This window comes from Aliidiomarina soli (assembly GCF_003986975.1).
Taxonomy (GTDB): domain Bacteria; phylum Pseudomonadota; class Gammaproteobacteria; order Enterobacterales; family Alteromonadaceae; genus Aliidiomarina; species Aliidiomarina soli.
Window position 1 is genome coordinate 285,910 of record NZ_PIPO01000003.1, and the last position, 13,118, is coordinate 299,027.

16 protein-coding genes are annotated in these 13,118 nt (G+C 52.1%); 11 read left to right on the forward strand and 5 right to left on the reverse strand.

Annotated elements, in window-relative coordinates:
• Positions 1-6: 6 nt before the first annotated feature.
• The 4 genes from CWE14_RS07895 to CWE14_RS07910 all read left to right on the forward strand — a co-directional run bounded on the left by CWE14_RS07895 (position 7) and on the right by CWE14_RS07910 (position 2,742).
• On the forward strand, positions 7-690 hold the full coding sequence (locus CWE14_RS07895; RefSeq protein ID WP_476723720.1) for a VIT1/CCC1 transporter family protein: 684 nt from the start codon (positions 7-9) through the stop codon (positions 688-690).
• 22 nt (positions 691-712) lie between these two features.
• Complete coding sequence (locus tag CWE14_RS07900) at positions 713-1,828, forward strand: threonine aldolase family protein (RefSeq protein WP_126798869.1); 1,116 nt, start codon at positions 713-715, stop codon at positions 1,826-1,828.
• 205 nt (positions 1,829-2,033) lie between these two features.
• Positions 2,034-2,243, forward strand: a complete 210-nt coding sequence (locus tag CWE14_RS07905; RefSeq protein WP_126789741.1) for a cold-shock protein — start codon at positions 2,034-2,036, stop codon at positions 2,241-2,243.
• A 145-nt stretch (positions 2,244-2,388) separates the two neighbouring features.
• Positions 2,389-2,742: a hypothetical protein gene (locus tag CWE14_RS07910; protein ID WP_126798870.1), complete on the forward strand. Its 354-nt coding sequence runs from the start codon at positions 2,389-2,391 to the stop codon at positions 2,740-2,742.
• Between the two features lie 22 nt (positions 2,743-2,764).
• On the opposite strand, the gene CWE14_RS07915 is transcribed toward CWE14_RS07910, so the two are convergent.
• The gene (locus tag CWE14_RS07915; protein ID WP_126798871.1) at positions 2,765-3,157 is read right to left on the reverse strand and encodes a glutaredoxin family protein; all 393 of its coding nucleotides are present in this window, start codon (positions 3,155-3,157) and stop codon (positions 2,765-2,767) included.
• A 98-nt stretch (positions 3,158-3,255) separates the two neighbouring features.
• Here CWE14_RS07915 and CWE14_RS07920 point away from each other — a divergent pair, with 98 nt between their 5' ends.
• The 7 genes from CWE14_RS07920 to CWE14_RS07950 all read left to right on the forward strand — a co-directional run bounded on the left by CWE14_RS07920 (position 3,256) and on the right by CWE14_RS07950 (position 8,654).
• The gene (locus CWE14_RS07920; protein ID WP_126798872.1) at positions 3,256-3,753 is read left to right on the forward strand and encodes a HEAT repeat domain-containing protein; all 498 of its coding nucleotides are present in this window, start codon (positions 3,256-3,258) and stop codon (positions 3,751-3,753) included.
• Positions 3,750-4,631 carry a putative RNA methyltransferase gene (locus CWE14_RS07925; RefSeq protein WP_198676557.1) on the forward strand — a complete coding sequence of 294 codons (882 nt, stop codon included), beginning with the start codon at positions 3,750-3,752 and terminating at the stop codon, positions 4,629-4,631. Before CWE14_RS07920 ends, CWE14_RS07925 begins: the two co-directional genes overlap by 4 nt.
• A complete protein-coding gene (locus tag CWE14_RS07930) occupies positions 4,628-5,074 on the forward strand; it encodes a YaiI/YqxD family protein (protein ID WP_126798874.1) in 447 nt (148 codons plus the stop codon). The genes CWE14_RS07925 and CWE14_RS07930 overlap by 4 nt, the downstream gene beginning before the upstream one ends.
• Before the next feature lie 149 nt (positions 5,075-5,223).
• Positions 5,224-6,429 (forward strand): poly-gamma-glutamate synthase PgsB, encoded by a 1,206-nt coding sequence (gene pgsB / locus CWE14_RS07935; RefSeq protein ID WP_126798875.1) that lies wholly within the window; start codon positions 5,224-5,226, stop codon positions 6,427-6,429.
• A complete protein-coding gene (gene pgsC / locus CWE14_RS07940; protein WP_126798876.1) occupies positions 6,426-7,001 on the forward strand; it encodes a poly-gamma-glutamate biosynthesis protein PgsC in 576 nt (191 codons plus the stop codon). Before pgsB ends, pgsC begins: the two co-directional genes overlap by 4 nt.
• Positions 7,002-7,012: 11 nt before the next feature.
• Positions 7,013-8,164: a poly-gamma-glutamate system protein gene (gene pgsW / locus CWE14_RS07945; RefSeq protein WP_126798877.1), complete on the forward strand. Its 1,152-nt coding sequence runs from the start codon at positions 7,013-7,015 to the stop codon at positions 8,162-8,164.
• 28 nt (positions 8,165-8,192) lie between these two features.
• A complete protein-coding gene (locus CWE14_RS07950; protein ID WP_126798878.1) occupies positions 8,193-8,654 on the forward strand; it encodes a methyltransferase family protein in 462 nt (153 codons plus the stop codon).
• A 10-nt stretch (positions 8,655-8,664) separates the two neighbouring features.
• On the opposite strand, the gene CWE14_RS07955 is transcribed toward CWE14_RS07950, so the two are convergent.
• The 4 genes from CWE14_RS07955 to CWE14_RS07970 form a co-directional block, all read right to left on the reverse strand.
• Entirely contained in the window at positions 8,665-9,447 is a 783-nt protein-coding gene (locus tag CWE14_RS07955; protein WP_126798879.1) for an SDR family oxidoreductase, read from the reverse strand.
• A gap of 62 nt (positions 9,448-9,509) precedes the next feature.
• On the reverse strand, positions 9,510-10,091 hold the full coding sequence (gene rnhB, locus CWE14_RS07960; RefSeq protein WP_126798880.1) for a ribonuclease HII: 582 nt from the start codon (positions 10,089-10,091) through the stop codon (positions 9,510-9,512).
• Positions 10,092-10,106: 15 nt separating this feature from the next.
• Entirely contained in the window at positions 10,107-11,273 is a 1,167-nt protein-coding gene (argE, locus tag CWE14_RS07965; RefSeq protein WP_126798881.1) for an acetylornithine deacetylase, read from the reverse strand.
• A 116-nt stretch (positions 11,274-11,389) separates the two neighbouring features.
• On the reverse strand, positions 11,390-12,949 hold the full coding sequence (locus CWE14_RS07970; protein ID WP_126798882.1) for an AbgT family transporter: 1,560 nt from the start codon (positions 12,947-12,949) through the stop codon (positions 11,390-11,392).
• Positions 12,950-13,118: the final 169 nt, after the last annotated feature.

Sequence of the window (13,118 nt, forward strand, 5' to 3'; positions counted from 1 at the left end):
ATAGGATTGCAGCAAAGACACCGTATTCACCGGGCGAGTTGGCTTCGGGCGGCGGTACTCGGGGCCAACGATGGTATTCTGTCAACCGCCAGCCTGGTGATTGGGGTCGCTGCCGCAGCCGCGGGCAAAGAGGCGGTTCTGTTGGCCGGTGTAGCTGGCGCGGTGGCCGGCGCGCTGTCGATGGGCGCCGGAGAATATGTTTCAGTCAGCTCCCAGGCTGATCTGGAACGAGCGGATATCGAACTTGAGCGGGGTCATCAAAACGCTGATCCCGCGTTTGAGCTGGAAGAGCTCACTCAGATTTACATCAACCGTGGTTTGTCTCGTTCTCTGGCGCGTGACGTGGCTAGTCAGTTAATGACCCAGGATGCGCTGGCAGCGCACGCGCGTGATGAACTGGGCATTAACCCCAACTTCAGGGCGCGGCCATTAAAGGCAGCCATCTCGTCGGCGGCGGCGTTTAGTATCGGAGCCGCGTTGCCGCTCGTGGCTAGCTGGTTGTTACCACCTTCACAACTTGTTGCAGGCGTCGCCAGTTCTAGTCTATTGTTTCTGGCCTTATTGGGCGCATTCGCGGCCCGGACGGGAGGGGCATCAGTAATCAAAGGTGCAATGCGTGTCGCTCTGTGGGGTGCCGGTGCTATGCTGGTCACCGCGCTAGTCGGTACCTGGTTTGGCTTATCAGTGTAGCCAGAATTAACGGAGACTTAGAATGGCCTTTGCCGATGCAAGGTTACAACAAGCTTATAAAGATGCCGCCCGGCAGGTTAAATTTTCTTTTTTGCGCCATCCCCAGCGCAGCATGAGTGACGTCTTACTCGGCTTGAGTGAACGGGCAAAAAACGTTCCTGAGGCGGACTATTACGGACAGGGCGAACTCATTGAGGGCTTCGAGCAAGATCTGGCTAGCAGGTTTGGCAAAGAAGCCGCTTTATTCTTGCCTAGTGGCACCATGGCCCAGCCCCTGGCCCTGCGTATTCACTGTGATGAACGACATAACAATCGGGTGGCGTTGCATCCCAGCAGTCATTTATTACTGCACGAAGAAAGCGGTTACCGAAAATTATGGCAGTTGCAAAAGCTTCAGTACGGTCCGGCAGACCGTCCCGCGCGCCTGAGCGACTGCAAAGCCTGGCCAGCCCAGCAAAGACCTGCCGCGATGGTATATGAGTTACCATTGCGCGAACTTGGTGGAGAGCTTCCCTCATGGCAGTCTCTGCAGGAGCAAGCGCAGTGGGCGAAACGACATCAGATCGCATTGCATATAGACGGAGCCCGTATCTGGCAGTGTGCGGCAGCCTATCAACATAGCCTGGCGGATATCGCGGACTTAGCCGACTCGTTATATGTTTCTTTTTACAAAGACATTGGTGGTATCGCCGGGGCTGCCTTGTTGGGCAATGCAGACTTTATCCAGAAAGCACGGGTCTGGGCACGACGAGCCGGGGGCAACCTGTACGCGCTCTATCCCTACGTGCTGGCTGCACAGCAGGGCATGCATGACAACCTCGACGCTATCAGTGAGGCGGTTAGCTACACGGTCGTGCTGGCGCCGGCGCTGGCTGAGATCGACGGCATTGAACTAATCCCCGCAGAGCCTAAGTGCGCGATGTTTCATATCCGCATAGAGCTTCCTCCGAGTCAGCTAATGACTCAGGTTATTGCCTACGCGCGACAACATGACGTGCTGATGTTACCCATGCCACGTCAGCACAGCGCCAACCATTGCGTGTTTGAAATCTCAGTGGGCCGCAACGCATTGGCTCAACCAATCGAGTTTTGGCAATTGCACATGCGCAACCTGCTACAAAGCAGTGGGCTGGCTTAAGGTGCAGAGTCGCCTTGAAATAAATACAGAAATAAGTTTTGACTTCTGCTTGAGAGGGAGTAAACTGAGTCTCGTCGGTTAAGAAATATTTAATTGATCCTCCACTTCGATGTCTGATTACTCGTAATTTCTTCGTCCTGTAGTTTCAAGTAGTTTTATTTTTATCCGCACGATTTTTTCAAATTTTTATACGGGAATTACCAGTATGTCAGAAGTTATCAAAGGTTCAGTAAAGTGGTTCAACGAGTCAAAAGGTTTTGGCTTCCTTGAGCAAGACGGCGGTCCAGATGTATTCGCTCATTTCAGCGCAATCCAGGGCAACGGCTTCAAAACTTTAGCTGAAGGCCAGCGCGTTGAGTTCACTGTAACTCAAGGCCCTAAAGGTCCTCAAGCGGAAAACATCACTCCGCTGTAAGTCGGACTGAACAGATTCCAGAAAGCAAGCCTTCGGGCTTGCTTTTTTTGTGCCTGAAATCCGCTGAAACCTACAGGTTACCGCAGGCAGTTTGATCCGCTGAAGCTAGACTAAGTAGTCTGTCGATTAAACCTGGGAAATGGTTATGGATGACTATCAGTGCTTTATGAAGGAGCAGCGGCTGCGTTTACTGGCCTTGCTGGATGCGAATTATCATCCACAAGGGCACTATCAATCGGTTCTGGCTGAACTCAATCGGCTTTGTGAGGACTGGTGTGAGCGTTTTGCTGGCATGACCTTGCCGACTTGCTCAGGTGAGGAGCGGACCTTCTGGTTTGCCTTAATTCAGCTGGAAGAACTGCTTGTGTCCTATGGTTATGCGCTGCGTAGTGACTGGGAAGATATCCAGCTCAATGTACTCAATGAAGTCAGGGAGTTACTGCGAGCCGGACTGCCGTTGCGCGCGGGATACTTTGCCAGTCGGCCGAATGGAAGCTAGACTTCCCCGCGCAACCTGCCGTTTACTCTATAGCCGCAAAGCGGTCATTGAGGTAGGTTTTTATGTCATCGGATTCGTACAGCCATTCTTCGCGGTCCTGATGACGGATCAGTAAACAAGGTACTTTGCTTTTGCCGCCACCCTGAAGAAGGGTTTCCCGGTGCTTCGGGTCCAGTTGTGCGTCGCGGATTTCAATAGGTAAATTCAGACGACGCATTTCTTTGCGTACTTTGATGCAAAAGGGGCAGGCGCGAAACTGATAGAGCGCCAAATCACGACATGCCTTGTCGACCTCTTGCTGACCTTGGGCACTTCGCTGCATAGGTTTTGGGGTAGTGAGTGTTTCACTAATCAACATCACGGGCGTAAGAACGGCGCGGACACCGCGAAAAAAATATCGAACGACTACTTTCATCAAAGGTCGACCTGTAAACTAAGGATTATGTGGCTCAGTATAACTAAATCCATCGCCGGATGCAGTTAACTTCACACCAGTAAGGGTTCAAGAAAACAATGAAACAACGCGCTTTATATCGGTTGCTACTCGGAGTAACCATCGCCAGTTCCCTCGCACTGGCAGGCTGTGGTTCGTCGCCGTCGTCTGAGCAGAGTGAGGACACAGAGGTCACCGTGGATACACCGCCAACAGCAGACTCAGCTGCTGATTCGTTGTCTTATAACCTGCGTCGGCTGGCTGATCGCGATTTCGTAGACAGCTATGGCGATGGCGAGAATGAAAAAGTTTGGTACACCGCTGCGGAGAATCTCGGTGAGATCGGCAAGCAGGCAATCCCTCCGTTGATTGAGCGTTTAGACTCGTCCGACGATTATGAGGTGATGCTGGCATTATACGCCCTGCAACTGGCAAGCCAGGATGAGGCATTAGCCGAGGATATTGGGGATAATTATTTACGTCTGCCAAGTGTGTTAAACCCCCGAGCTAACCCCCAAAACCGGGCGATTGCGCTAAGTTGGTGGCAGCAATATCAACACCTGTGGTCACAACAATGACAGAATTACTTTGTTGTCCGGTCTGTTTAGACAGCGGTTTTTCAGGCAGCACTCAGGCGGCAGAAAATCCGTTGGTATTCGGGCAGGGGAGCTGGCGTTGTTTGCACGGGCATCAGTTTGATCAAGCCCGCCAGGGATACATCAATGTATTGCCTGCCCAGCACAAACGTTCTAAAGATCCGGGTGACAGCAAGGCGATGGTGCAGGCACGCCGGCGGTTTCTCGAACAGGGGTTCTATCAGCCGTTAGCTGATGCTATCGAACGACTGTTGCAGTGTGTTGCTGAACAGGGGGGCGTGCTCGATGCGGGCTGTGGTGAGGGCTATTATCTTCGCCAACTGGCCGCCAAACGCCCCGGCTTGCAGTTACTGGGGAATGATATTTCCAAATGGGCGGTGCGCGCCGCTGCGCCCTGGCATAAAACGGCAACGTATCTGGTTGCGTCAAACGCGCGTGTTCCCTTAACCAGTGGCAGTCTCGATGCGATCATTTGCGCCTTTGGCTTTGCCGTCGACAACGAGTTTTTGCGGCTGCTGAAGCCAACCGGATACTTACTCAAAGTTGACCCCGCCAGCGGTCATCTGAATGAACTGCGCCAGGTGCTCTATAACAACCCTCGTGAGGCTGAAGCAGAGTCGACCAACAGCCGCCCAGGTTGGCAGCTGATTGAGTCTGAACGGCTTTGTTTTTCTGTTGAGCTACCCAGTAAGGATAGCATTCAGGATCTGGTGGCAATGACCCCTCATCAGCACAAAGCAGGGCGAGAAGGCCTTGAGCGGCTGTCTGCGCTGACTTCGATGACAGTGACGGTCGATATACTACTAAACCTTTACCAGCCACACTCCATCCACTCAATCAATGAAGGAACAGGGTTATGACCATCTGGGTCGACGCCGATGCGTGTCCTCGTGTTATCAAAGATATTCTGTTCCGCGCTGCGGTGCGTAAGCAGTTGCCATTAATTTTAGTCGCCAACCATTACCAGGCGACACCCAAAACTCCCTGGATAAAGTCAATTCAGGTGGCCGGTGGTTTTGATGAAGCAGATGACGAAATTGTACGACGCTGCGAACCCGGAGATCTGGTAATTACGGCGGACATTCCTCTGGCCAGCGAAGTCATTGGAAAAAAAGGCCTGGTAATAACACCGCGAGGTGACATTCTTGATGCCGGCAATGTCGGGGCGCGGTTAAATATTCGCGATTTTAACGACACCATGCGCGCCAGTGGTGAGCATACCGGGGGGCCACCCCCGTTGCATGCCCGTGACCGTCAGCAATTCGCCAATGCGCTGGACCGTTACCTGGCCCAAAGCAGCTAGTCTGGAGTGGCCGATAGCCCTTCTCTAATAACTTGATTTATTGGCTATATTTGATTTTTTAGAAAGTAAATACTTTGTATATCCGCTGGCAATTTAGACAGCAATGGTTATAACCATAGAGCAGTATTTACTTTTTTGGGGGAATCAATGTGGCCATACCTGACACACTGCTGGTTATGGCGGCGCTTTGGCTTGTGCTGGTCGTTGCCGGTGCTGTTGAAGCCTGGCATCACCGGCGAGTAATCAAATCCATACCAGTTCGTATTCATGTCAACGGGACCCGCGGCAAAACCAGCGTAACCAGACTTATTGCTGCTGGGTTACGCGGTGGCGGCAAGCGGGTCTGTGCAAAAACCACTGGTTCAGCCGCCGCATTCACTGATCCGGAAGGGCGTGAATTTGCACTCTATCGGATTAGCGGCGCGAATATTATCGAGCAAATGCGACTGATGGCGCGAATGGCAAAGTTCCGTCCGGACATTGTCGTGGTTGAGTGCATGGCGTTGCAGCCTCATTATCAGTCGCTCACTGAACTGAAAATGGTCCGTTCAAACCTTGGTGTCATCACCAACGCGCGACCTGACCACCTTGATGTGATGGGGCCGGGCGAGGAAGACGTGGCATTAGCATTAGCCGGAAGTACACCGGTGAAAGGGGCTTTGTTTACGGCGGAACGAGATTTATTGCATGTCTTTCGTAATTCCACCGAGGATCGCAAGAGCGACCTGCACGGTGTCAGCGAAACTGAAGTCAAAGCGATTGGCGATGATGTCCTCAGCCAGTTCCAGTACAGCGAGCATGCCGAAAATATCGCGCTGGCTCTGAATGTCTGCCAACACCTCGGGGTTGAGAGACAAGCAGCGTTGCAAGGCATGATCGACCTTGAACCTGAAGCTGGGGCAATGCGCATCCTGCATCTTGAGTATTTCAAACGGGATATGATTTTTGTCAATGCATTCGCCGCCAATGATCCTGAATCCACAGGCCATATCTGGGAGCGTTTAATCAAACGTCACGGCGAAGGTCGTCGGCGTATTGCTCTGGTTAACTGCCGCGCGGACCGGCCGCATCGCTCGCAACAAATGGCCGAAGCCGCCGTGAATTGGACTGCACCGGATAAGTACGTGGTGATGGGCTCCGGCACCTTAATGTTTGTGCGCATGGCGGTCAGAGCTGGGATCGACCCAAACCGAATTGTGGTCATGGAACAGGGCGCAATGACCGATATTATCGAAACTCTGTTTGAAGAATGCGGGTATAAATCTCTGGTCGTCGGTATGTGTAATATTCATGGTGGCGGTGAAGACGTTGCGCGCTTTTTCCAGAATCGTGCGTTGAAAGAGGAAGACTTATGATAGCGCTAAATATTCTTGCTGTTGCCATTGGCATCGGCCTGTTCTTTACCCTGGTACTAAGCACCACATTTGGACTCGCAGCGGGAGGGCTGGTCGTGCCAGGCTATATGGCCCTGCAGCTTATGAGTCCGCTCAGCGTAGCTGTAACCTTATTCGCCGCGTTCGTCACTTTTCTTATTGTGCGTATGGTGTCGACCTATGTAGTTATCTATGGCCGTCGTCAGACGATTATTATGATCCTGACGGGGTACCTGATTGCAGGGTTACTCGATTTGTTCCTCGGTAGTCTGGTCTCGTGGGCGGATCTGGAAATGATTGGTCAGACGGGTGAAGCGGAAGCACAGGTCGCTCAGCTCGAGTCAGGTTTTATGATGGCGGTGATGGAAACCAGCATTATCGGTTATATCATCCCCGGTCTGATTGCGATTTGGTTTGACCGCCAAGGCGTATTGCAGACCCTCTGTGGTCTGGCCGTTACCGCGGTGCTGGTACGTTTGGCTTTAATCATTTTGATGCCCGATGCGCTGATGGCCTATGAAGCGCAGCAAACAATACAAATGCCAGGTTGGTAAGGAGACAGAGTATGAGTAAATACACCAAGATTTACTGGCGTTCGTCGCAGGTTCCAGCCTGGGGACTTATTTTTCTGGCGGGCATGGCGATTGTTATCTTACTCGCAGCTGAAAAGATTCAGGTGCGGGATCCGGTCATTGAAGAGCATTATTCAACGATGGTGGCGGCCTCAGGTACGGTCCGCGACAGCTATGATGTGATCCGTTCAGTTCGTAGCAATTTGCGGCCGATAAACCCGGAGACTGACCCGCAGCGATCAGGTCTGATAGGCCCGTCGAGTAGCGAAGTCACAACGACCATCGGTGGTCTGGAATCAAAGCAAACCTCAGTCAACCCCAATTGGGGCGCCGTTGCCGTGAAATTATTGGCGGATGCGGACGTAGAAGAGGGGGATTTAGTCGCGGTCGCTGTATCCGGTTCGTTTCCAGCGCTGAATATAGCTGTCTACGCTGCGATTGAGGCATTGGGTGCAGAAGCCGTTATTATCGCTTCGGGGTCGTCCTCTCAGTATGGTGCTAACTTACCAGGTTTGCTGTGGCTGGATATGGAGCGTGAGCTTCGTGATGCGGAACTGTTGACGCTGCGGCCTGTGGCTGCCTCGATAGGTGGTGTCGAAGACCGTGGCGCAGATTTATCGGCGGAAGGCCGTAGTATTATCCGCGAAGCAATTGAACGTAGCGGAGCGAGTTACATTCAGCCGAGTAATTACCAGGAAGCAGTTGCCGACCGTATTGCGCTCTATCGTGAACACTCGTCGGGTCGTCCGTTTAAAGCCTTCATCAACGTAGGTGGCGGCGCCACCATCGTCGGCCCTCCGAGTATCGATAGTTTGTTTGCACCAGGCTTATTGCGTAACGCCCCGGCACGCGCGTTTGCTGTGGATACGGTGATGGGGTACTTTTTACGTGAGGGCGTGCCCGCGATTCACTTTATCGGGGTAAAAGACATGGCGGAGCGCTATGGGCTGCCGATTGCATCACGTAACCCGGTTCCGGTTGGTGACGGTGGGGTTTATTCAAGCACCCGTTATTCGCGCATCCTGGCTTTTATACTTGGACTTATTCTGGTTGGTCTCACCTGGCTGATGGTTCGCTCTGGTGGTATTATCGGTTTCTGGAATCGCCAGGGGCATAGTGGCAAAGGCGTCAAACCCATGGTGTAAACAAGGACTTATAACGTTTGGGTAGCTTGTGAATAAACTAGAACTGAAAATTCCACCCTTGCTAGTGGTGGTAATTACAGCGGCCTGTATGTGGTTATTTACCACATATGTGCCGCTGGTATTGGTTACCTTTGCCGGTCAGCTTGCTATCGCATTGGTATTTGCCATTGTTGGCTTCCAGATAGCTGTCTCTGGCGTGCGCACCTGCTATGCGGCTCAGACTACGGTCAATCCGCTTAAGCCCGAAGACAGCAATACCTTAATAACCGAAGGGGTCTTCAAGGTTAGCCGCAATCCGATGTATCTGGGGTTTTTGCTGGCGCTTACCGGGTTCGCGCTGTGGTTAGGCGCACTCACCGCGCTGTTGTGGCTGCCGTTGTTTGTCTTCTACATGAATCGTTTTCAGATCCAGCCAGAAGAACGGGCGTTGTCGCAACAGTTCGGTGAAGCGTATCTGGCTTATCAGCAGAAGGTGCGCCGCTGGATTTAAACCCGCGTGACTAGTTTCGCTTTGCAACCATCCGCCGCACCAGGCCTGGCAGAAAACGTTGCAGCACAGGAGCAGCTTTAGACAGTCCCTTGCCGACAATAATCTCATCTTTATCTGCTTTGATGGCGGTGATTATTTCAGCCGCGCACTGGGCGGCGGAAATACCCCCTGCATTATCAGGATCGGCTTGTCCGAGCGCTGAACCGTCACCAACTAATGCATTATGCGCAATCTGAGTGTGAACAAAACCCGGGCACACGGTTAAGCAGCGTACGTTTTTGTCCGCCAGTTCAGCACGAAAACAGTCCATAAACCCGATAACCGCAAACTTCGCTCCGGAATACCCGGAACGGCGTTTACTGCCGACTTTGCCAGCGACACTGGCGACGGTCACAATGTGACCATCACCCTGGTTAACCAAGCGTGGTGCAATCAGCTTACTTAGTGCCACCACACTAAAATAGTTCACTTCCATCAGGTCCCGGTAGACTTCAAAATCAGTCTCCAAGGCCAGACTGCGTTGTGAAATGCCAGCGTTGTTGATCAGAATATCGACCTTAATGTCGTCGAGGAAGGCTTCAGCGCGGTTAACCGCTTTTTCCGGACGGGATAAATCCATTGGCAATACCAGGTGAGTTCCTGGCAAGCGATTCGCTATCTCGCGTAATTTCTCTTCATTGCGGGCTGTCAGTACCAGGTTGGCGCCTTCGGCGGCTAGTTGCTCCGCCAGTGCCAAGCCGATGCCGGATGAAGCACCCGTTAACCAAATCGTTTTGCCGTTTATTTTACTCATCAGAAACTCGCTTTTTGTTTTTATAGGTCTGTCGGTTTTTTGGGGCCCGCCCGGACTGCTAACTAGACCGTCAATAATTCACGCACAGGCCGGAAACTACGACGGTGAATCGGCGTTATTCCATGCTCACGGATTAATTGCAGATGCTGCGGGGTGGGGTAGGCTTTGTGCCTGGCAAAATCATACACCGGGTACTTTTCATGCCACTCGAGCATCTGCCGGTCACGTTCGACTTTAGCCAGAATCGAAGCTGCACCGATGCAGGCTTCACTGGCGTCACCTTTAATAATAGCGGTGGCGGGCACGTTTAAGTCAGGCAGTCGGTTGCCGTCTATGAGCACATGCTCTGGCGCCACCGGTAACGCAGCGACAGCACGGCTCATTGCCAGCATCGATGCGTGGAGAATATTCAGCTGGTCAATTTCCTCAACATCACACTGGGCGATGGCCCAGTACAGTGCATGTTGCTTAATACGCTCACTGAGTAGCTGACGCTTTTTCTCGCTTAACTTTTTGGAGTCGGTAACTCCTTCGATCGGATGTGCCGGATCAAGGATAACCGCGGCAGCAACGACCGGCCCGGCAATCGGGCCGCGGCCAGCTTCATCAACGCCGCAGAGTAGGGTGAACTTTGCAAAATCCATGTTCTGCTATTTTTCCTATGCTAAGGGCCCACAGACCCGTTCGATTAAACGGCCAAGTTGTTGTTGCGAAGGGTTAATCTCCGCTAAGGTGATGTACTCATCAGGCTGATGTGCCTGGCGGATTGACCCCGGACCCATGATGATGGTTTCACAGCCAAGATCCTGCACGAAGGGGGCTTCGGTGCAATAGTTGGCAGGCTGGGCTTTTTCGCCGCTCAGTTCTTCAGCCAGCTTGACGATAGCCGAGTCGGCCGGGCAGGCATAGCCAGGTATGGGAGCATGCATAGAATGCACTGCAATGGCATCAGGATAGCGCTGCTGTAAATCATGTAGCCGACTGTTGAGCATGCTGTAAAGGTCATCAATGTTCATGCCCGGCAGTGGGCGCATATCAAGGTGCAGTTCACAACAGGCACAAATACGGTTGGCCGCATCCCCTCCATGAATATGCCCCAGGTTCAGGGTCGGGTAGGGAACTTCAAATGCGGCTTGCTGGTAGTTTGCGGCCATCTCCTGCTTGGTGGCGAGTAATTCGCTGATGACTTCATGCATCACCTCGATCGCGTTGAGCCCCGCCGCAGGGTTGGAACTATGGCCGCTGCGTCCGGTGACCCGCACACATTCCGTCAGGTGGCCTTTATGCATAATGACCGGTGCCATATTGGTGGGTTCGCCAATAACCGCGTAGTCAGGCTTTAAGTCGGGAAATTTATTCAGTTCGCGTGCACCTGCCATAGTGGTTTCTTCATCAGCAGTGGCGAGAATACGTAATGGTTTTTTCAGGGTACTGAGGTCTTTATCTCGCAACGCCTCGAGAATAAAGGCAAAGAAGCCTTTCATATCGGCACTGCCTAAACCATATAGCTTGCCATCGGCTTCTGTCAGTTTGAACGGGTCCCGGGTCCAGCGGCCTTCATCCCAGGGCACAGTGTCAGTATGGCCGGCCAGCAGTAAACCGCCGTCACTGTTACCCGCTGGGCAATAGCTGGCAAGCATATTGAACTTGCCTTGCTGTGCGTCCAGCTCGTTAACCTGAACCTGAAAACCTAAGCTTTCGAACCAGCCAGCCAGTTTATCGATGACCGCTTTGTTACTGGTATCCCAGGACGGGTCGAGGCATGACACCGAGGGCGCCGCAACAAGTTCCGAATACATGCTAATAAAACCGGGCAAGGATGACATGGTGGTAACCTCGTTCAACTCAAAAGGGGCATTAACCGGTATCATAGCATGCAAATAGAATGAAAAAGAGCGCCACAGGGGCGCTCTTTTAAACGGTTAACTTCTAAGCTATAGCTTTACCCTGCCGGGTACTCGTAGGTTGCCTGCAGGCCCAGTGGCAAGCCAATGGTCCAGTATAAAATTAAGAACGCAGACCATAGAACCAGTAACACGACTGAATACGGCAGCATCAGTGAAACCAATGTGCCTATACCGGTGCCTTTAACGTAGCGTTGGCAATACACCACTACTAACGGGAAGTAGGGTAACAGCGGAGTAATAATGTTACTGGCCGAGTCCCCAACGCGGTAGGCGGCTTGGGTCAGGTCAGGTGATAAGCCAAGTTGCATCAGCATGGGGACGAAAATTGGTGCGATAAGCGCCCATTTTGCCGATGCTGAACCAACAAACAGGTTGATAAAGGCAACCAGGAAAATAATACCCACCAAGGTCACGCTGCCTGGCATCGCTAGCGCCTGGAGAAAGTTGGCGCCTTTGATGGAAAGCAAGGTGCCTAAATTCGAATCGCCAAATGCCTTGATGAAAAGCGCACAGAAGAACGCCATGACGATGTAGTAGGCCATGCCTTCCATTGATTTGCTCATCGCCATAATGACGTCTTTCGATTCTTTAAAAGTGCCTGCGATATAGCCATGCACAATACCGGGAATCCAAAACAGAAGAAAAATCAACGGTACGATAGAGGACATCAACGGCGCATCAAACGAGGCGATTTCCTGGGTTACCGGGTCACGCAATGCGGAGCCTTCGGGGATAACAGCGGCTGCTAGTGCAGCAATACCAAGAATCATCACGATTAACGCGCTGAAAAAAGCTTTGCGGTCACGCGAGTCGACATCTTCAATTTTCGGAATGTCATCGGTGTCACCGTCGATTTCGGTGTTCTTCAGGCGCGGCTCGATAACTTTATCCGTCAGCCACCAACCAACCGCAACAACGAGTATGGACGAGGCAGCGGTAAAGCCCCAGTTATTGAGTGGGTTAAGCTGTACCGCAGGGTCATACATCTGTGCCGCAGTCTGAGTGAAGCCTTGCAGCAAGGGATCAATAGCACTAGGTACAAAGTTGGCACTAAAACCACCAGAGACGCCGGCGAAAGCTGCCGCAATACCCGCCAATGGATGGCGCCCGGCGGCATAGAAAATAATACCACCAAGGGGAATAACCAACACGTAGCCAGCGTCGACTGCCGTATGGCTGACGATCGCGACGAGAATCAGCATCGGTGTTAGCAAAGCACGTGGAGTCACGTTTAGCATTAATTTAATGCCAACGTTTATAAAGCCACTGCGTTCAGCGACCCCAACACCCAGCATCGCAACTAACACTACGCCCAGTGGTGCGAAATGCATAAACGTGGTGACCATAGTGGACAGGAATTCAGCGATGGCAGTTGGCGCAAGCAGGTTATTGACTTCGACCTGTTCACCACTGAGTGGATGCACTTCATCAAAACTGAATTGCGAAAAAATCAGACTTAGTACCCAGATAATGACGAGCAGTCCGGCAAACATCACTGCCGGATCAGGCAGTTTGTTACCAATAACTTCGACTTTATTCAGGATACGGTTGAGTAGGCCGTCTTTATTTTCGGCGACGGTGTTGTTATCACTCATTGGATATTCCCCGTATGAATAGCGCAGTGCTTTTACAAAGCATCGTTATAGTAAATGTTCAAAACTGGCTAAGCATACATGAGGTGACGGGTACTGACCAGTACCCGTTTTACCGTGGAAGTGCAGACTAAACGGCGCTTAGGGATGAGAATAAGTTGTCTGAAGCAGG